Here is a 19,582-nt window from a genome sequence, read left to right on the forward strand (position 1 = left end):
TCCGGAACCTATAACCGCTGACGGGACAGGATAAAGCGTAACGGTCCTCGCAGCTCTTCCTTCTGAAATGTTAGTGTTTATGGGTTCCGGGCTCGCCTGCGGCGCCCCGGAATGACGGGAGGCACGGGTCCATGTCTGACATATAAAGACATCTTTATATGTTGATTGCCTCCCTGCCGGCTCTCTGATAAACACGGCGCCAATCCACCGGTGCAACAGAAAGCCCTGCGAGAGAGCCCCATGAGCCAAGCCGCCGTGAAAAGCGCGAACGACGCGCACGACTACATCGTCAAAGACATCAGCCTCGCCGATTTCGGCCGCAAGGAGATCTCGATCGCCGAGACCGAGATGCCGGGCCTCATGGCGGTTCGCGAGGAATACGGCCCGAAGCAGCCCCTCAAGGGCGCCCGGATTGCCGGCTCGCTCCACATGACGATCCAGACTGCGGTGCTGATCGAGACCCTTAAAAGCCTCGGCGCCGACATCCGCTGGGTGTCCTGCAACATCTACTCGACCCAGGACCACGCCGCCGCCGCCATCGCGGCCGCCGGCATCCCGGTCTTCGCCTATAAGGGCGAGACCCTGACGGAATACTGGGACTACACCGCGAAGCTGTTCGACTGGCATGGCGGCGGCGTGCCGAACATGATCCTCGACGACGGCGGCGACGCCACCATGCTGGTCCATCTCGGCCTGCGCGCCGAGCAGGGCGACACGGCCTTCCTGGACAAGCCCGGCGCGGAAGAAGAGGAAGTCCTCTTCGCGCTGATCGAGCGCCTCCTGAAGGAGAAGCCGAAGGGCTGGTTCGCCGAGCTCGCCCAGTCGATCAAGGGCGTTTCGGAAGAGACCACCACGGGCGTGCACCGGCTCTACATCATGGCCAAGGAGGGCAAGCTCCTCTTCCCGGCCATCAACGTGAACGACTCGGTGACCAAGTCTAAGTTCGACAACCTCTACGGCTGCCGCGAATCCCTCGTCGACGGCATCCGCCGCGGCACGGACGTGATGATGGCCGGCAAGGTCGCGATGGTTGCGGGCTTCGGCGACGTGGGCAAGGGCTCGGCCGCCTCGCTCCGCCAGGCCGGCTGCCGCGTGCTGGTGTCCGAGGTCGACCCGATCTGCGCCCTCCAGGCCGCCATGGAAGGCTATGAGGTCACCACCATGGAGGATGCGGCTCCCCGCGCCGACATCTTCGTGACCGCCACCGGCAACAAGGACGTGATCACCCTCGACCACATGCGCGCCATGAAGGACCGGGCGATTGTCTGCAACATCGGCCACTTCGACAACGAGATCCAGGTTGCGGGCCTGAAGAACCTCAAATGGACCAACATCAAGCCGCAGGTGGACGAGATCGAGTTCCCGGACGGGCACCGCATCATCCTGCTCTCGGAAGGCCGCCTGGTGAATCTCGGCAACGCCATGGGCCACCCGTCCTTCGTGATGTCGGCTTCCTTCACCAACCAGACGCTGGCCCAGATCGAGCTCTTCACCAACCAGGGCAAGTACGAGCGCAAGGTCTACACCCTGCCCAAGCACCTGGACGAGAAGGTCGCGTCCCTGCACCTGGAGAAGATCGGCGTGAAGCTCACCAAGCTGAGCCCGGACCAGGCTTCCTACATCGGCGTCTCCGAGAAGGGCCCCTTCAAGCCGGACCATTACCGCTACTGAGCCGTCTTCAGAACGCTCCTCGGAAAAGCCCGGCCTCGCCGGGCTTTTTCATATCCGGCCGGGCCGCCCTCTCCGATTCGGCAGGCTTGACCCTCCGTTCCGCCTCCTGTGCAATAGGCATCGACAGCTTGTTCACAGGTTTTCCAGAGGAAGCTTAAGGCGCCCTTAACCCTCTTTCTGGCGGAGTCCGGGGTGGTCTACAGTGGACGCGATTCGTCCGGCCGGGTCGAGTTTGGCGAGCCGGGACGCAATTCCGTTCATGATGAGGCGAGGCCTGTTCCGGCGGCGCTCCGGGAGCGCACGGGAATCGGTCGGCTTTGGCCTGGCGTCAGGCGCCAAACGAAGGAAGGACAGCACGGGATGGCCCGGCACGGGGAGCGTCATGACGGCAGCGGAGGCAGGACGGGACCGCGCCTGCGCGTCCTCGCGCCCCTGGCGGCCGCCTTCCTGAGCGGGACCGCATGGCCGGCCCGGGCCGTCGAGCTCCCTGCTTCCCTTACCCAGAGTGCCGAAGACCTTCTGCGCCTCCTGCACGGATGGCCGATCGAGAACGCCGCCTATTTCGGCCTTTTTCTCGGCCTCGTGGCCTTTTCCACCACCACGGCCCTCTTGCTCCTGCGCGAGCAGCGCCGCCATGCCCGGACTGAGCGCGCCCTGCGGACCGAGCTTGCGGCCTTACGCGGCGCGGACGACCTTGCCGGCCTCCTCATGGGCTCGGAGCGCCAGCTCCTGGTGAGCTGGCAGGGGCGCGATGCGGAGCCGCGCTTCGAGGGCGACCCTTCGGTCATCGGCGAGGGGGCGCCGGCTCAGCGGGCGCTCGCCTTCGGCGCCTGGCTCGCCCCAGGCGACGCCAAGACCCTGGATACAGCCCTGGAGCAGCTGCGGCAGCGCGGGGAGACCTTCCGCCTCACGGCCCGCACCCTCGGCAGCCGCTTCATCGACGTGGAGGGACGTACCGTCGGCGGGCGGGCAATCCTGCGGCTGAGGGACGTGACCCTCGACAGGGCGGAGCTGCTCACGGTCCGGTCCGACCTTGCCGGCGCGCAGGAGGATCTGCGCGCCATGACGGACCTTCTCGACGCCATCGCCCACCCGCTCTGGATCCGGGACGAGACGGACCGGCTTCTCTGGGCCAACCGGGCCTATCTCAACGCCGTCGAGGCTTCGGACGTGGCGGACGCGACGGCCCGGTCCCTCGACCTCCTGGGGCAGCGGACCCGGGACGAATCCCGCCGCCTACGCCAGGGCGGCAACCGCTTTGCGGCCCGCGTCACGGCCGTCATGGCCGGGCAGCGCTCCATCCTGGACGTGGTCGAGCACCCGACCGGGAACGGCAGCGCAGGCATCGCCATCGACGTCTCGGAGCTGGAGGCGGTCCGCACAGACCTGCAGCGGCAGATGGACGCCCATGTGCGCACCCTCGACCAGCTGCCGACTGCGGTTGCGATCTTCGACGCATCGCAGCAGCTCATCTTCACGAACGCCGCCTATCAGCAGCTCTGGGGCCTCGATTCGGCCTTCCTGGGCTCCCGCCCCACGGACGGCGAGGTGCTCGACCGGCTCTATGCGGCCCGCAAGCTCCCGGAACAGGCGGATTTCAGGGCCTGGAAGACCGAGATCCTGGCGAGCTACCGCGCGGTCGATTCGCAGGAGACCTGGTGGCACCTGCCAGACCGGCGTACCCTGCGCGTCGTCATGAACCCGAACCCGCAAGGGGGCGTGACCTACCTGTTCGACGACGTGAGCGAGCATATCCAGCTCGAATCGCAGGTGACGGCGCTGACCCGCGTCCAGAGCGAGACCCTCGACACCCTCAAGGAGGGAGTCGCGGTGTTCGGCTCGGACGGGCGCCTCAAGCTCTTCAACCGCGCCTTCGCGGAGATGTGGACTCTGCCCGCGGAGCTGACGGCCGCCCAGCCGCACGTGGATGCGGTGATCAAGGCCTGCCGCCGCCTCGCTCCGCAGGACGAGCCCTGGGTCGATATCCGCGGCGCTGTCGCGGGACTGCCCGACATGCGCATGGGCTTCGGCTGCCGCATGGAGCGCCAGGACGGCTCCGCCCTCGATTGCGCGGCCCAGCCCCTGCCGGACGGCGCCACGCTCCTGACCTTCATCGACGTGACCGCGAGCGTGAACGTGGAGCGCGCCCTGAAGGAGCGCAACGAGGCGCTCGAGAAGGCCTCGCGCCTGCGCGACGAATTCGTCCACCACGTGTCCTACGAGCTGCGCTCTCCGCTCACCAACGTCATCGGCTTCGCGCAGCTCCTCGGGGACGAGACGGTCGGCGCGCTCAATCCGCGCCAGCGCGATTACGCCGACCACATCATGCGCTCCTCGGCGGCCCTGCTCGCGATCCTCAACGACATCCTGGACCTCGCCTCCATCGATACCGGATCCCTCGCGCTCACGCCCGAGATCGTCGACATCCGCTCCACCATCGAGGCCGCCATGCGCGGGCTGGAGGACCGGCTGGCCGAGTCCTCGCTCACGGTGGTCATCGACACGCCCGACGACATCGGCTCCTTCGTGGCCGACGGGAAGCGCGTGCGGCAGATCCTGTTCAACCTGCTCTCGAACGCGGTCGGCTTCTCGTCGCCGGGGCAGAGCATCACGGTCTCGGCCCGCAAGAGCGGCGGCGAGGTCATCTTCGAGGTGAGGGACGAGGGCCGCGGCATCCCGCCCGAAATCAAGGCGCGGATCTTCGACCGGTTCGAGAGCCACACCCTCGGGACGCGCCATCGCGGCGTGGGCCTCGGGCTGTCGATCGTGCGCTCCTTCGTGGAGCTGCACGGCGGGCGCATCGAGCTGGCCTCGGCCCCGGGGGTCGGCACGACCGTGACCTGCGTTTTCCCCAATGAGCGATACGAGTCGCCCTCCGACGGCCGGTCCGCGCATTCCGCGGTGCCGTCCCTGGCGGCCGAATAGGAGCCGCAATGGCGAATGGATTGGCTTTCATGACCGCGCAAGACGAATGGCACGACCCGTCCTGGGTCGTCGCCCTGCCCGACCAGGAAGCGACGGAACGCTTTGCCCGGCTCCTGATCGACGAATTGCGCCCCGGCGATCTCGTGACCCTGTCGGGCGGCCTCGGCGCCGGCAAGACCACCCTTGCCCGCGCCCTCGTGCGCGGCCTTGCGGGCGATCCCGAACTCGAAGTACCGAGCCCGACCTTCACGCTCGTCCAGTCCTACGAAGGCGCGCACCATCCCGTGGTGCATGCGGATTTCTACCGCCTGGGGAGTGGGCACGAGCTCTATGAGCTCGGCTGGGACGAGATGACCGAGAACGCCATCTCGCTCGTGGAATGGCCGGAAAGGGCGGACGAAGCCCTGAAGGCGGAGCGCCTCGACATCCATCTCGATTTCGCGCCCGGCGGCGCCGGCGCGGGGCGCATCGCCTTCGTGACGGGCACGGGCGGCTTCGCGTCCCGGCTCCGGCGGCTGAAGGCCTTTCACGCCCTGGTGGAACGCAGCGGCTGGACGGACGCGATCCGCGTGCCCATGCCGGCCGACGCCTCGGTGATCCGCTCCTACGAGCGGCTCGTGAAGCCGGATGGCGGGACCGCGCTGCTCATGATCTCGCCGCCCCGGCCGGTGGGCCCGCCCGTGCGCCGGGGCAAGCCCTACACGACCATCGCGAAACTCGCCGAGACGGTCCACGCCTTTGTGGCGATGGACAAGGGCCTGCGCACCCTCGGTTTCAGCGCGCCGGAGATTTACGGGGAGGACCTGGAGACGGGGCTTCTCATCCTGGAGGATCTCGGCAGCGAGCCGGTGGTGGACGCGAACGGCCCGATCCCGGAGCGTTACGCGGAAGCCGTGCGCGTGCTCGCCCGCCTGCACGGCACGGCGCTGCCCCAGAACCTCCCCGTGACCGAGGGAATGGATTACGCGCTGCCGCCCTACGATCTTGAAGCGCTGCTCATCGAGGTGGAGCTCCTGCCCGATTGGTACGTGCCGCACATCATCGGCAGCCTGCTCTCGGGCTCGGCGCGGGCCGAGTTCGTCAATCTGTGGACCGAGACCCTGTCCGAGATCCTCGCAGGCCCCACCACCTGGACCCTGCGCGACTATCATTCGCCCAACCTGATCTGGATGCCCGAGCGCGAGGGCCTGCAGCGGGTCGGCATCATCGATTTCCAGGACGCGGTGCTGGGCTCCCCGGCCTACGATGTCGCGTCCCTGCTCCAGGATGCGCGGGCCACCGTGTCGCCCGATCTGGAACTGAAGCTGATCGGCCTCTATGCCCGCGAGCGCCGGGCCGCCGATCCGCAATTCGACGTAGCGTCCTTCGCACGTGCCTATGCGATCATGGGCGCGCAGCGCGCCACCAAGATCCTCGGCATCTTCGCCCGCCTGGACCGGCGGGACGGCAAGCCGCACTACCTCAAGCACCTGCCGCGGATCGAGACCTATCTCGCCCGCAACCTCGCCCACCCCGCCCTGTCGCGGCTGCGCGCCTGGTACGAGGCCTATCTGCCGCGCCTCATCCCGCACCCGCCCGTCGACGATACTCCTCCGGCTCCCTGAGTTCCTGTCCCTTGTCCGCCATTTCCCACGCCGCTCCCTCCACCGCCATCGTCCTCGCCGCGGGGCTCGGCAAGCGCATGCTGCCGATCACCGCAACGATGCCCAAGCCGCTTGTGAAAGTCGCCGGGCGCACGCTGATCGATTTCGCCCTCGACAAGCTTCATGAGGCAGGCATCGGACAGGTGGTGGTGAACGTGCACCATTTCGCCGACATGCTGGAAGCACATCTGCGCACGCGCGACGTGCCGCGCATCGTCGTCTCCGACGAGCGCGAAGCGGTGCTCGAAACCGGCGGCGGCGTGAAAAAGGCATTGCCGCTTTTGGGCGATGCGCCCTTCATCACGTTCAATTCCGACTCGCTCTGGATCGAGGGCGCGGAGCCGAATCTCTCCCGCCTCGTCCAGGCCTGGAACCCGGCCACCATGGACGTGCTGATGCTCATCGCGCCGTTATCCACAAGCATTGGGTATGAGGGCCGCGGCGATTTCAGCATGGATCCGGACGGGCGGCTGCAGCGCCGCAAGGGCGACGAGAGCGTGCCTTTCGTCTACGCGGGCGTCGCCATCGTGAAGCCGGAACTCGTCGCCGGCACGCCGGACGGGCCGTTTTCGGCGAACGTTTTCTACGACCGGGCCAGCGCGAAGGGCCGCCTCCACGGGTTGCGCCTGGAGGGGCAGTGGCTGCATGTTGGTGAGCCTCAGGCGATTGCCGAGGCGGAAGAGTGCCTTGCCGCCTGCACGCGGTGAGGTCTCATGATGCCGAGCACGACCCGGACAGAAGGATCTGCATCACCGCAGGGTCGTGATCTTTTTTCCGGACGTGCCGATGCACCGCCGACGCGCATCTTCTCCATTCCGGCCGGCTCCCCCTTTCTGCCGACCCTCGTCGACGCGCTGCTCGACGGGCGCCTCGTCGGCCCTCTCGCGGATGATCCGGCAGCACTTGCGGACGTCACGCTCTATCTCCCGACCCGGCGCGCCACGCGGGCGCTCGTGGCGCTTCTTGCCGAACGCGGCGGCGGGCGGGCGCAGCTTTTGCCGCGCATCGTGCCCCTCGGCGAGGCGGACGAGGCCGAGTTCGAACTGACGGGCCTCGAAGGCACGCCCCTTGAGGAGGCCGCCTCCCTCAAGCCGCCCATTCCGCCGCTCGAGCGCCGGCTCATCCTGACGCGCCTCATCCAGCGCTGGTCGGCGGAGGTGGACAGGGCGCTGCTGCAGCTCGGCCCCGACATGCCCTTCCTGGTTCCGGGCTCGCCCGCCGATGCCGTGAGCCTCGCGGGGGATCTCGAAGGCCTGATGGATTCCTTCACGACGGAAGGCATCGACTGGCATGCCCTCGAACGGGCCGTGGATGCGGATTACTCCGAGTATTTCCGCATCACGCGCAATTTCGTGCAGATCGTCAGCGAGAACTGGCCGAAGATCCTGACCGAGCGGCAGGCGAGCGATCCGGCCGCCCGGCGTATTGCGCTCATCGACGCGGAGGCGCGGCGGCTTCTGCGCGAGCGCCCGGCGCATCCCATGATCGTCGCGGGCTCCACGGGCTCGGTTCCGGCCACGGCCAATCTGATTGCAGCGATCGCGCGGCTGCCGAAAGGCGCCATCGTCCTGCCCGGGCTCGACACGGATCTCGACGAGGAGAGCTGGGCCTGCATCGGCGACATCGCGGACAGCGAGACGGATCCCGTGCACAGCCACCCGCAGGCGACCCTGCGGCGCCTGGTGGACCGGCACCTGCGCGTGCCGCGCGAGGCCATTACGGTGCTGGGCGAAGCGTCCGGGACAGCGCGGGCGCGAAGCCGCATGCTCTCCGAGGCCCTGCGGCCCGCGAGCACCACCGACCGCTGGTCCCACATGCCCACGGACGAGCGCCTGGCCCTCGCCCGGGAGGGCTGCGCCGGCCTCACGGTGGTCGAGGCGGCGGACGAGCGCGAGGAGGCCTTCGCCATTGCGGTCGCCCTGCGCGAGACCCTGGCCGAGCCGGGCCGCACGGCCGCCCTCGTGACGCCCGACCGGGCCCTCGCGACCCGGGTCGCGGCGGAACTCGCCCGCTGGGGCCTTGCGGTGGAGGATTCGGCCGGTCTTCCCCTCTCGGAAACGGCGGCCGGGCGCCTGGCGCGCCTTTCGGCCGATGCCGCCGCGGACGACCTGAAGCCCCTGCGCGTCCTGGCGCTTCTGGCCCATCCGATGGTGCGCCTCGGCTGGCCGCGCGAGACCGTGGAGCGCGCCGCGGGCGTCCTCGAAATCGGCGTGCTGCGCGGCCCTGCGCCGGCCCCCGGCTTCGAGGGCATGCGCCGCGCCCTGGCGGAGAACCGCGCCGGAACCGACCGGCGCACGCCGCGTCCGCGCCGGAGGCTCACGGCCGAGGAATGGGACCTCGCCGATGCGCTGCTCGAACGCCTCGACATCGCCTTCGGCGACTTCCTTCCGGACAGGACCGGCGAGGGCATCCTCGATCTCATCGGCCTCACGGAGGCGCACCGCTGCACCGTCGCAGCCCTGACCGACCTGCCGCCCGAGGAGGCAGAGCGGGTCGAGCGCGATTCCTCCCTGGAAGCTCTCGAAGCCCTGTTCGACGACTTGCAATATTCCGAGATCCGCCGGGAGGAAGACCAGCCTCTCCAGGGGCGCTTCGCCGATTATCCGGCCTTCTTCACGGCGCTCGCCCGGCAGCAGACCTTGAGCCCCTCCGCGCGCTCCACCCATCGCCGGCTCAAGATCTTCGGCCTGCTCGAAGCGCGCCTTCTCTCGGTCGACCGGGTCGTCCTCGGCGGGCTCGACGAGGGCACCTGGCCGCCGCGCACGGTGACCGACTCGTTCCTCAACCGGCCCATGCGCGCCCGCATCGGCCTCGCGCCGCCCGAACGGCGGATCGGCCAGACGGCGCACGATTTCGTGCAGGCGCTCGGCACGCCCGACGTCATCGTCACCCGCGCGCAGAAGCGGGACGGCTCGCCCATGGTGCCCTCGCGCTTTCTCCAGCGTCTCAAGGCCTTCGCGGGCAGAGAAGCCTGGGACGGCATGATGCGGGCGGGCGAGCGCTACCGCCACCTTGCGCGCAGCCTCGATGCGCCGCGCCGGGTCCCACCGCTCGCGCGGCCACGGCCGATGCCGGACCCGGCTCTGTTCCCACGCTCCTTGAGCGTCACCGAGATCGAGACCCTGCTGCGTGACCCCTATTCGATCTTTGCGCGGCACATCCTGAAGCTCGATGCCCTGGAGGCAATCGCGGTCGCTCCCGGCGCCGCCGATCGCGGCACGATCATCCACGACGTGCTCGGCACCTTCGCGGCCGATTACCCGCGTGCGCTGCCCGAACTCGCCCTCGAAGACCTGCTCGGCCGCGGCGTGCAGGCCTTTGCGGGGATCGCCGAGGCCTTTCCCGAACTCTATGCGGAATGGTGGCCGCGCTTCACCCGGCTCGCCGCCGCCTTCGTCGAATGGGAGCGGGCGCGCCGCCCGTCTATCGCAGAGGTCCATCCCGAGCGGTCAGGCGCGCTGCCTATCCGGCTCGCCGACGGCAGCGTCTTCGTCCTGCGCGCCCGCGCCGACCGGATCGAGCAGCGGCGCGACGGCGGGTTCGCGATCATCGACTTCAAGACCGGGCAGCCGCCAGGAATCCGCGAGGTCTATGCGGGCTTCTCGCCCCAGCTCACCCTCGAGGCGATGATGCTGATGAAGGGCGCGTTCAAGGACGTGCCCGCTGCCAAGGAAGCGCCGGACCTGGTCTATGTCCACACCACGGGCGGGCGCGAGCCCATCAAGGTGCGCGAGATCGGGCCTGGCCGTGACGAGACGCGCAGCGTCCCCGACATCGTGCAGGAGCATACCCGCCGCTTCGAAGGCATGATCGCGCGCTACGCGGCCGGCGAAGCGGCCTACGTGTCGCGGCCCTTCCCGAAATATGCACGGCGCTTCTCGGAATACGACCACCTCGCCCGCGTGAAGGAATGGTCGCTCGCCAGCAACGGCGGCGGGGAGGGCTTCGCATGAGCCTCGACCTCGTCGTTCCCGAGCATACGAGAGAGGCGCAGCGCCGCGCCGCCGATCCGCGCGCCTCCGCCTGGGTGTCGGCCAATGCGGGCGCCGGCAAGACGAAGGTGCTGACCGACCGGGTGGTGCGGCTCCTGCTCGCCGGCTCGCCGCCCGGGCGCATCCTCTGCCTCACCTTCACCAAGGCGGCGGCCGCCAACATGGCGATCCGCGTCTTCGAGCGCCTCGGCCGCTGGGTCACGATGGACGACGAAAGCCTCGTGGCGGAGCTCACCGAGCTCGAAGGCATACGCCCGGACCGCGCGCAGATGCGCTTGGCCCGCACGCTCTTCGCGCGGGCCGTGGAGACGCCGGGCGGGCTCAAGATCGACACCATCCACGCCTTCTGCGAGCGGCTTCTGCATCTGGTGCCCTTCGAGGCCAACGTGCCGGCCCGCTTCGCGGTGCTCGACGAGAGCCAGACGGACGAGATGCTGGCGCAGGAGACCGCCAATGTCCTCGCGGATGCGGCGAGCGGCGCCTATCCCGAACTGAACGACGCGCTCGCCCTCGTGAGCACGGAAGCAGCCGGCGAGGCCCTGTCAGATGCCCTCAACGCGGCCCTGCGCTGCAAGGACTTCCTCCACGCGCCCGGCGGCCTCCCGGCCGGTCTCGAGCGGCTTCGGGCGGCGCTCGGGCTCGCGCCCGGCGAGGATCTTGCGGCCGTCGAGCGCGCCATGCTGGAGGGCGGCCTTCCACCGGCCGAATGGCCCGCCATCGCTGAGGAATTGCGGCGCGGCAAGGCGACCGACCAGGAGCGCGCCGCCTCCTTCGTGGCCGCCTGCGAGGCGCAGGGCGCCGAGGACAGGCTCCGGCACTATCTCGCGGTCTTCATGAAGGAATCCGACGGCACGCCGCGGGCCGAATCGCGCCTCGTCACCAAATCCGTGGATCCTGCCCTGAAGGAGCGGCTGCTCGACGAACAGGCGCGCCTCGCGCGCCTCGCGGACAAGCGCAGGGCCGCCCGGGCCCTGGAGCGCACGACGGCGCTCTTCACCCTGGCGGCCGAGATCGGCGCGCGGGTGGAGCGCGCCAAGGCGAGCTACGGCGCGCTCGATTTCCAGGATCTCATCGACCGGACGCTGACGCTCCTCTCACGCCACGATGCGGGCTGGATCCTCTACAAGCTCGACCGGGGCATCGACCACGTGCTCATCGACGAGGCGCAGGACACGAACCCCGAGCAATGGGCGATCCTGCGGAAGATCACGGAGGATTTCACGGCCGGCCACGGGGCGCGCGGGCGGCAGGCCCGCACCCTCTTCGCCGTGGGCGATCCGAAGCAGTCCATCTACGGCTTCCAGGGCGCCGCCCCGCAGGAATTCGAGACGAGCCGTCAGGCCTGGAAGCGCAAGGTCGCGGCCGCGACGCTCCGCTTCGAGGATGTGCGCCTCACGGTCTCGTTCCGCTCCACGCGGGCAGTGCTCAAGGCCGTGGATGCCACCTTCTCGGTGGCCGAGAACTTCAAGGGCCTGTCCTTCGAGGACACGGCCGTCGGCACCGTGCACGAGACCGCCCGCCCCCATGCGCCGGGGCAGGTGGAGCTCTGGCCGACCGAGACGCCCGCCGACGAGGAGGAGCCGGAGGCCTGGGTGCTGCCGGTGGACGGCCAGGAGCAGCTGGCCCCGCCCGTGATGGTGGCGCGACGGATCGCCAAGGCGGTCCAGACCTGGACCACGAAGGGCGACGGAACCGGCCGCCTCTGGAAGGCCGGGGACGTGCTGGTGCTCGTGCGCAAGCGCGGGGCCGCCTTCGAGGCCGCGATCCGCGCCCTGAAGGAAGCCGGCGTGCCGGTGGCGGGCGCGGACCGGCTCAATATCGGCGAGCATATCGCCGTGCTCGACCTCGTGGCGGCGGGACGTGCGGCCCTGCTGCCGGAGGACGACCTCACCCTCGCGACCGCCCTCAAGTCGCCCCTGGTGGGGCTTAACGACGACGACCTGATCCGCATCGCGGCCGGCCGCCCGGACGAGGAATCTCTTCTCTTGGCCCTGGAGCGGCACGCGCTCTCGGGCGACAAGGCGGCGCTCTCGGCCCTCGACGCCCTGGGGGCCTGGCGGGGCCTTGCCCGCCAGCAGGGACCTTTCGGGTTCTTCGCCACCCTGCTCGGCCCCATGGGCGGGCGGGCGAAGCTCGTCTCCCGACTCGGCAGCGAGGCTGGGGACGCCATCGACGCCTTCCTGTGCTTCGCCCATCAATCCGAGCAGACCGAGACGCCTTCCCTCACGGTGTTCCTCAACCGGTTCGAATCCGCCGCCCACACCATCAAGCGCGACCTCGATTCCACCAATGACGAGGTGCGCGTGATGACCGTGCACGGGGCCAAGGGCCTGGAAGCGCCCGTCGTCATCCTCATCGACGGCTGCGACGTGCTGGGCCGGGACCCGCCCCTGCTCCGGCTGGCAGGCGTGGACGGCACCTTCCCGGTCTGGGCGCCGGGCAAGTCGTCCGACTGCCGCGCCATGAGCGAGGCCCGGGACGCGCTCCATGCCAAGGCCCTGGAGGAGCACAACCGGCTCCTCTACGTGGCCATGACCCGGGCCAAGGACCGGCTGGTGATCGCGCCCTACCTGACGGGCCATAAGGATTCGCCACAGGAGGCTTGGTGCGAGATGGTCCGCCGCGGCTGGCTCCATGCCAACCAGGGCCAGGAACTGCCCGCCAAGCCCTTCGAGCCCTTGGTGCTTTGGGAGGATGCTCCCGCGGGCCTCGCGGGTCCGGCGGAAGAGGCGCCCCTCCTGCCGCCGGCCGAGATTCCCGCTTGGCTCACCGAGATCGCCGTGCCGGAGCCCGAGCCTCTGCCGCCGATCAGGCCTTCCAGCGCGCTGGGGGCCGCCGACCGGCTGACCCGGCCTGGGGACGGCCCCTATGCGCCGGAGGCGCGCCTGCGCGGCACCCTGATCCACGCCCTGCTGGAGCGCCTGCCGGGCCTGCCGCAGGAGCGGCGGGAGCCCATGGCCCGCGCCTACGTGAGGGCCCGCGCGCCCCGCCTGCCGGAGGAGTTGCGCGAGGCCGTGGTGGCCCATGCGCTGGGGGTGATCGATCACGAGGCCGTGAGCCCGCTCTTCGGGCCGGGCTCCCGCGCCGAGGCGCCGATTGCCGGGCGCATCGAGACCGCGGACAGCCCCATGATGGTCTCCGGCCAGATCGACCGCCTCGCCGTGGGCGACACGGAGGTTCTGGTGGCGGATTTCAAGACCACGGCCCGCCCGCCGCGGCCCGGCCAGCCACCGCCGCGGGCCTACGTGACCCAGCTCGCCCTCTACCGGCGGCTCCTCCAGGAGATCTATCCCCAGAAAACCGTGCGGGCCTTCCTGATCTGGACCGCCGGTCCGGTCATCCACGAATTGCAGGAGCCGGAGATGGATGCGGCGCTCACCTTCGTGGCCGCCTAGGGCATCGTGCGCAAAAGTGGGAACCGGTTTTGTGCGGAAAGATGCTCGCAAACAAAGCTTGGAGCCTCGGCCGTGAGCGCGATGTCCCGGCCGAGGCTCCAAGAAGCCCGGCTCACAGGACCGTTGCTTGATTCCGCCCTGCCCGGTTCTTACGTTGAACCTATCGTCGCGCGGCTCGGCTGTGAGTCGCACTCTCAAAGACAAAGGTGATGGTATGGCGACCGTGAAGGTGACCGATGCGAGCTTCTCGCAGGATGTGCTGAATTCCTCCGAGCCCGTCGTGGTCGATTTCTGGGCCGAGTGGTGCGGCCCCTGCCGTATGATCGGCCCGGCGCTGGAAGAGATTTCCAACGAGATGGCCGGCAAGGTGAAGATCGTGAAGCTCAACGTGGACGAGAACCCGCAGGTCTCCTCCCAGTTCGGCATCCGCTCGATCCCGGCGCTGATGATGTTCAAGGACGGCAAGGTCGTGGCCCAGAAGATCGGCGCCGCTCCCAAGGGCGACCTCGCCAAGTGGATCCAGGCCTCGGCCTGACCTCCCACGCACCGGAATGCCAAAAGGGGCCGCAAGGCCCCTTTTTCATGCCGTCCGTTCACCTTTCCGGAGAGGCCTTGCAACCCGGGATAGGGCGCAACGCGAGGAGCGTAAGCGCGACGCAATCCCCTCCCCCTTGTGGGGAGGGCTAGGGTGGGGGTGTGAGCGCTTCGTTCTGAAAATTCAGAGCCAACGCCTCTACCTCCTCCCCACAAGGGGGAGGAGAGCAGGTTGGCGCTTCCCGTCATTCCGGGACAGCTCGGAGAGCTGGGCCCGGAACCCATAACCACAAGCGTCTCAGAACAAGACAGTGCGAGAAACGCTGCGCTTTATCTTGCCTCGTCAGCGGTTATGGGTTCCGGGCTCCGCTGCGCGGCCCCGGAATGACGGGGAGGCACGCACCGTCCCAGAATGACCGGAGGGTGGCAGTGCATAACCCCCGCAAAGGCAGCCCTTCCCTATTCCGGCAGCGTGCCGTTGGCGGCCAGGACTTCGCCGATGAGGTAGAGGGAGCCGCAGATGAGGATGCGGGGAGGACGGTCCCAGACATAGTCGTGCAGGGAAGCCAGAGCCGCCTCGACGCTGGGCTTGGTGGAGACTGTCAGCCCCACGCTTCCGGCGATGCCCGCCACCTCCTCGGCCGGGCGGGCGGCGATCTGGCCGGGGATCGGCACCGCGATCACCTCCCGGGCGAGGCCCTGGAAGTTCTTGAAGAAGGTCTCAGAATCCTTGGTGCCGAGCATTCCGGCAATCAGCACCAGGGGCGCGTCGCTGCTCTCGCTCCGGTCCGCCATGGCGGCGGCCAGCACCCGGCTGCCATCGGCATTGTGGCCGCCGTCGAGCCAGATCTCGCAGCCCTGCGGCGCGATCTCCGGCAGGCGGCCCTTGGCGAGCCGCTGCAGGCGGCCCGGCCACTCGGCCCGCACGAGCCCGGCCTCGAAGGCCGAGGTCTCGAAGCGCTCGAAGCCCGCAACTCTGAGAGCCGCCACGGCCGTGCCCGCATTGATGTATTGATGGCGCCCCACGAGCTTCGGCAGGGGCAGGTCGAGAAGGCCTCTCTCGTCCTGGTAGACGAGGCGCCCGCCCTCCTCGTGCACGGAGAAATCCTGCGCTCCGACGAGGATCGGCGCGGCTCCGACCCGCTCGGCCTCGTCCCGCAGGGTGTCGTCGGCCGCAACATAATCCTGCGCCGAGATGACGGCCGGGCAGCCGCGCTTGAAAATGCCGGCCTTCTCGCGGGCGATGCCCTCCAGCGTCGTGCCAAGATATTCCGCGTGGTCGTGGCCGATGGAGGTGACAACGGCCGCCGCGGGCGCGTCGATCACGTTGGTGGCGTCGTAGCGGCCGCCCAGGCCCACCTCCAGCAGCAGCACGTCGGCGGGTTCTTCGGAGAAGAGCAGGAGCGCCGCCGCCGTGGTCATCTCGAAGACCGTGATCGGCGCGCCGTCGTTCACCTTCTCGCAGTGGCGCAGGGCTTCGACGAGCCGCTCCTCCCCCACATAGCGCCCGCCGCCGATGCGGCCGAGACGGATGCGCTCATGGAAGCGCACCAGATGGGGCGAGGTATAGACATGGACCGCAAGCCCGGCGCTCTCCAGGATCGCCCGCATGAACGCGATGGTCGATCCCTTGCCGTTGGTGCCCGCCACGTGGATCGTCGGCGGCAGCCGGCGCTCCGGGTGCCCCAGCTGGGCCAGAAGCCGCTGAATGCGCCCGAGCGACAGATCGATGGTCTTCGGGTGCAGGGCGAGAAAGCGCGCGATCAGCGCATCGGAGGAATCCATCACCCTGCCCTGTTCCGGTTACGCAGCCTTGGCGGCCGCCTTCGTGAGAAGGCGGGAGAGCCGGGCGATGGTGGGCTTCAGGTCGTGCCGGTGCACCACCATGTCGACCATGCCGTGGTCCTTCAAATATTCGGCGCGCTGGAAGCCGTCGGGCAGCTTCTCGCGGATGGTCTGCTCGATGACCCGCGGGCCCGCGAAGCCGATGAGCGCGCCGGGCTCAGCGAGCTGCACGTCGCCCAGCATGGCGTAGGAGGCCGTGACGCCGCCGGTGGTCGGGTTGGTGAGCACCACGATGTAGGGCAGGCGCGCATCGCGCAGGCGCCGCACGGCCACAGTCGTGCGGGGCATCTGCATGAGGGACAGGATGCCCTCCTGCATGCGGGCGCCGCCGGAGCCCGCGAAGAGCACGTAAGGGGTCTTCTTCTCGAGAGCCGTCTCGGCCCCCTTCACGAAGGCCTCGCCCGCCGCCATGCCGAGGGAGCCGCCCATGAAGCCGAAATCCTGCACGGCAACCGTCATGGGCACGTCCTCGACGCGGCCGAAGCCGACCTTGAAGGCGTCCTGCTGGCCGGTCTTGGCGCGGGCGTCCTTCAGGCGGTCCACGTAGCGCTTCTCGTCGCGGAACTTGAGCGGGTCCACGGCCACTTCCGGCAGGGCCACGTCGAGCCAGGTGCCGCCGTCGAAGACCAGGCCTAGCCGCTGGGTGGCCGAGATGCGCATGTGGTGGTTGGAACCGGGGATCACCCACTGGTTCGCCTCCACGTCCTTGTGGAAGACCACCTGGCCCGTATCCGGACACTTGATCCAGAGATTGTCCGGCGTCTCGCGCTTGAAGAGCGTTTTGATCTTCGGCCGGACGACTTCGGAAATCCAGTTCATGACTTTACCCTTTCGTCATGCCCGGACTCATTCCGGGCATCCACGCCTGAGGCGTGGCAGGACGTGAATGACCGGGAGGCCCGGCCACGACGCCTGATGAATGTTACGCTGCCGCGAGAAGTCTTACGCTGCCGCGCGCTTGGCCACGGACCGCACGCCCTCGCTCAGCTCCTTCACCAATGTGGTGACGGCCTCGACGCTGCGCGAGGTGGCGCGGTCTTCCTCATCGAGGGTGCCTTTCAGGGCATCGATCAGCGCCGAGCCGACCACGACCCCGTCGGCCCCTTCGGCGACCGCCGCCGCATGGGCGCCGCTCTTCACGCCGAAGCCGACCACCACAGGCAGGGGCGTATGGCGCTTGATGCGCTCCACCGCCGTGGCGACCTTGCCGAAATCCGGCGTCGCCGCCCCGGTGATGCCCGTGATGGAGACGTAATAGACGAACCCGGCCGTGTTGGCGAGAACCGTCGGCAGGCGCCGGTCGTCCGTGGTCGGAGTGGCGAGACGGATGAAGGCGAGGCCCGCTTTCAGGGCCGGCAGGCAGAGCTCGTCATCCTCCTCGGGCGGCAGATCGACCACGATCAGCCCGTCGATCCCCGCCTCCTTGGCGTCGGCCAGGAAGCGCTCGACCCCGTAGACGTAGATCGGGTTGAAATAGCCCATGAGGATCACGGGCGTCTCGGCGTCCTCGGCCCGGAAGCGGCGCACCAGATCGAGGGTCTTAGCCGTCGTCTGGCCGACTTTGAGGGCACGCAGGCCCGCCGCCTGGATGGCCGGGCCGTCGGCCATCGGGTCCGTGAAGGGCAGGCCGAACTCGACGATATCGGCCCCGGCCTTCGGCAGGCTCTTCAGAATGGCGAGCGAGGTCTCCGGGTCCGGATCCCCCGCCATGACGTAGGTGACGAGAGCGGCGCGGCCTTCCCGGCGGCAGGTCTCGAAACGGGCTTCGATGCGCTGTGTCATGGGCGGGTCTTTAGCATGGTCCGGCGGGGAAGTGGACAGGGATATCGCATCTGCCCCGGCCCATGCGCAACAGGGGATAAAGGCGTGTGTGTGCCTGGAGGAGACCCAGCATTTCCGCCTGCTGCGGGAATTCTGCCTCGACCCGGAGCTGTTCATCGCCATGATGCTGAACGGCTGAGGGGGCGGAGAGTCCCCGCCACTCTTCCCCCTCTCCCATTGGGAGAGGGGCAGGGGTGAGGGGAGAGCGTTGTCCGGAGAAGGCGCAACCCTCACCCGGACCTTCGGTCCGACCTCTCCCACACGGGAGAGGTGAAAGGGGAGCAGCGCCTCCCCGTCATTCCGGGGCGCCGTAGGCGAACCCGGAACCCATAAACACGAGCGGTTCAGAACAAGCTGCTGCGGCTTCCGTTGCGATCTATTCGACACCGTCAGCGTTTATGGATTCCGGGCTCCGCTGCGCGGCCCCGGAATGACGGCAGAGTGCAACCCCACAAAAAGAAATCCCCGGCACAAGGCCGGGGATGACAAGCGTCACCATATCATCTCGGACAAGGAGCGAAGCTCCTACAGCTTCACGCCCAGGATCTCGGCGATCTGCGGGACGTCCTTGTCGCCGCGGCCGCTGATGTTGACGACCATGAGGTGGTCCTTGGGCTTCTTCGGCGCGAGCTCGATGACCTTGGCGAGGGCGTGGCTCGATTCCAGCGCCGGCAGGATACCTTCGAGCCGCGAGCAGAGCTGGAAGGCGTCGAGCGCCTCCTGGTCGGTGGCCGAGATGTAATTGACCCGGCCCATGTCGTGCAGCCAGGCATGCTCCGGCCCGATGCCCGGATAATCGAGGCCGGCCGAAATCGAATGGGCGTCCTGGATCTGCCCGTCATCGTCCATCAGCAGATAGGTGCGGTTGCCGTGCAGCACGCCCGGGCGACCGCCCGTGAGGGAGGCCGCATGGAGCTTGTCGAGCCCGTGGCCCGCCGCCTCGACGCCGTAGATCTCGACGCTCCGGTCGTCCAGGAAGGGGTGGAACAGCCCGATGGCGTTGGAGCCGCCGCCCACGCAGGCGATGAGCGAATCCGGCAGGCGGCCCTCCGCCTGCATCATCTGCTCGCGGGTCTCGGTGCCGATGACGGACTGGAAGTCGCGTACCATGGCCGGATAGGGGTGCGGCCCTGCCACCGTGCCGATGCAGTAGAAGGTATCGGCCACGTTGGTGACCCAGTCGCGCAGGGCCTCGTTCATGGCGTCCTTGAGGGTCTTGGTGCCGGACTGCACCGGCACCACCTTGGCGCCCAGCATGTTCATGCGGAACACGTTGGGCTTCTGCCGCTCCACGTCGACGGCGCCCATGTAGACGATGCATTCCAGCCCGTAGCGGGCGCAGAGGGTCGCGGTCGCGACTCCGTGCTGGCCGGCGCCGGTCTCGGCGATGATGCGCTTCTTGCCCATGCGGCGGGCGAGGAGGATCTGGCCCAGCACGTTGTTCACCTTGTGGGCGCCCGTGTGGTTCAGCTCTTCGCGCTTGAAGTAGATCTTGGCGCCGCCGAGATGCTCCGTCATGCGCTCGGCGAAATAGAGCGGGCTCGGCCGGCCGATATAGGTCGCCATCATGGACGCCATCTCGGCATGGAAGGCCGGATCGGCCTTGGCGTCCTCGTAGGCCTTCTCCAGATCGAGGATGAGCGGCATCAGGGTCTCGGCCACGAAGCGGCCGCCGAATATCCCGAAATGGCCGCGCTCGTCCGGGCCGGTGCGGAAGGAATTGGGTTGGGCTTGAGCTGTCACGCCTGTCCTGCCT

Annotated in this window: 12 protein-coding genes; 8 read left to right on the forward strand and 4 right to left on the reverse strand. The window is 68.7% G+C overall.

Annotation, left to right across the window (positions count from 1 at the left end; genetic code table 11):
- The first annotated feature begins 240 nt into the window (after positions 1–240).
- The 7 genes from ahcY to trxA all read left to right on the forward strand — a co-directional run bounded on the left by ahcY (position 241) and on the right by trxA (position 14,161).
- Entirely contained in the window at positions 241–1,671 is a 1,431-nt protein-coding gene (gene ahcY, locus C4E04_RS19470; protein ID WP_109600167.1) for an adenosylhomocysteinase, read from the forward strand.
- Between the two features lie 360 nt (positions 1,672–2,031).
- Positions 2,032–4,596, forward strand: a complete 2,565-nt coding sequence (locus C4E04_RS19475; protein WP_109600169.1) for a PAS domain-containing sensor histidine kinase — start codon at positions 2,032–2,034, stop codon at positions 4,594–4,596.
- Positions 4,597–4,625: 29 nt separating this feature from the next.
- The gene (gene tsaE / locus C4E04_RS19480) at positions 4,626–6,200 is read left to right on the forward strand and encodes a tRNA (adenosine(37)-N6)-threonylcarbamoyltransferase complex ATPase subunit type 1 TsaE (RefSeq protein WP_109601316.1); all 1,575 of its coding nucleotides are present in this window, start codon (positions 4,626–4,628) and stop codon (positions 6,198–6,200) included.
- 77 nt (positions 6,201–6,277) lie between these two features.
- A complete protein-coding gene (locus C4E04_RS19485; RefSeq protein WP_245416359.1) occupies positions 6,278–6,946 on the forward strand; it encodes a nucleotidyltransferase family protein in 669 nt (222 codons plus the stop codon).
- A 6-nt stretch (positions 6,947–6,952) separates the two neighbouring features.
- Entirely contained in the window at positions 6,953–10,192 is a 3,240-nt protein-coding gene (gene addB, locus C4E04_RS19490) for a double-strand break repair protein AddB (RefSeq protein WP_245416168.1), read from the forward strand.
- Positions 10,189–13,626, forward strand: a complete 3,438-nt coding sequence (addA, locus tag C4E04_RS19495) for a double-strand break repair helicase AddA (protein ID WP_109600171.1) — start codon at positions 10,189–10,191, stop codon at positions 13,624–13,626. Before addB ends, addA begins: the two co-directional genes overlap by 4 nt.
- Before the next feature lie 214 nt (positions 13,627–13,840).
- Positions 13,841–14,161, forward strand: a complete 321-nt coding sequence (gene trxA / locus C4E04_RS19500) for a thioredoxin (RefSeq protein ID WP_109600173.1) — start codon at positions 13,841–13,843, stop codon at positions 14,159–14,161.
- A gap of 458 nt (positions 14,162–14,619) precedes the next feature.
- On the opposite strand, the gene C4E04_RS19505 is transcribed toward trxA, so the two are convergent.
- The 3 genes from C4E04_RS19505 to trpA form a co-directional block, all read right to left on the reverse strand.
- Positions 14,620–15,945, reverse strand: a complete 1,326-nt coding sequence (locus C4E04_RS19505; protein WP_109600175.1) for a folylpolyglutamate synthase/dihydrofolate synthase family protein — start codon at positions 15,943–15,945, stop codon at positions 14,620–14,622.
- A gap of 18 nt (positions 15,946–15,963) precedes the next feature.
- Positions 15,964–16,824, reverse strand: a complete 861-nt coding sequence (accD, locus tag C4E04_RS19510) for an acetyl-CoA carboxylase, carboxyltransferase subunit beta (protein ID WP_109600177.1) — start codon at positions 16,822–16,824, stop codon at positions 15,964–15,966.
- A 123-nt stretch (positions 16,825–16,947) separates the two neighbouring features.
- Complete coding sequence (gene trpA / locus C4E04_RS19515; RefSeq protein WP_109600179.1) at positions 16,948–17,787, reverse strand: tryptophan synthase subunit alpha; 840 nt, start codon at positions 17,785–17,787, stop codon at positions 16,948–16,950.
- Here trpA and C4E04_RS21035 point away from each other — a divergent pair.
- Positions 17,786–17,965, forward strand: coding sequence for a hypothetical protein (locus C4E04_RS21035; RefSeq protein ID WP_162559484.1), 180 nt, complete (start codon positions 17,786–17,788; stop codon positions 17,963–17,965). The two genes, trpA and C4E04_RS21035, sit on opposite strands and share 2 nt — an antisense overlap.
- A gap of 386 nt (positions 17,966–18,351) precedes the next feature.
- Here C4E04_RS21035 and trpB read toward each other — a convergent pair whose 3' ends face one another.
- Positions 18,352–19,569 (reverse strand): tryptophan synthase subunit beta, encoded by a 1,218-nt coding sequence (trpB, locus tag C4E04_RS19520; protein ID WP_109600181.1) that lies wholly within the window; start codon positions 19,567–19,569, stop codon positions 18,352–18,354.
- Between the last annotated feature and the right edge of the window lie 13 nt (positions 19,570–19,582).

The sequence above is a fragment of the Microvirga sp. 17 mud 1-3 genome (assembly GCF_003151255.1).
In the GTDB taxonomy this organism is placed as follows: Bacteria; Pseudomonadota; Alphaproteobacteria; order Rhizobiales; family Beijerinckiaceae; genus Microvirga.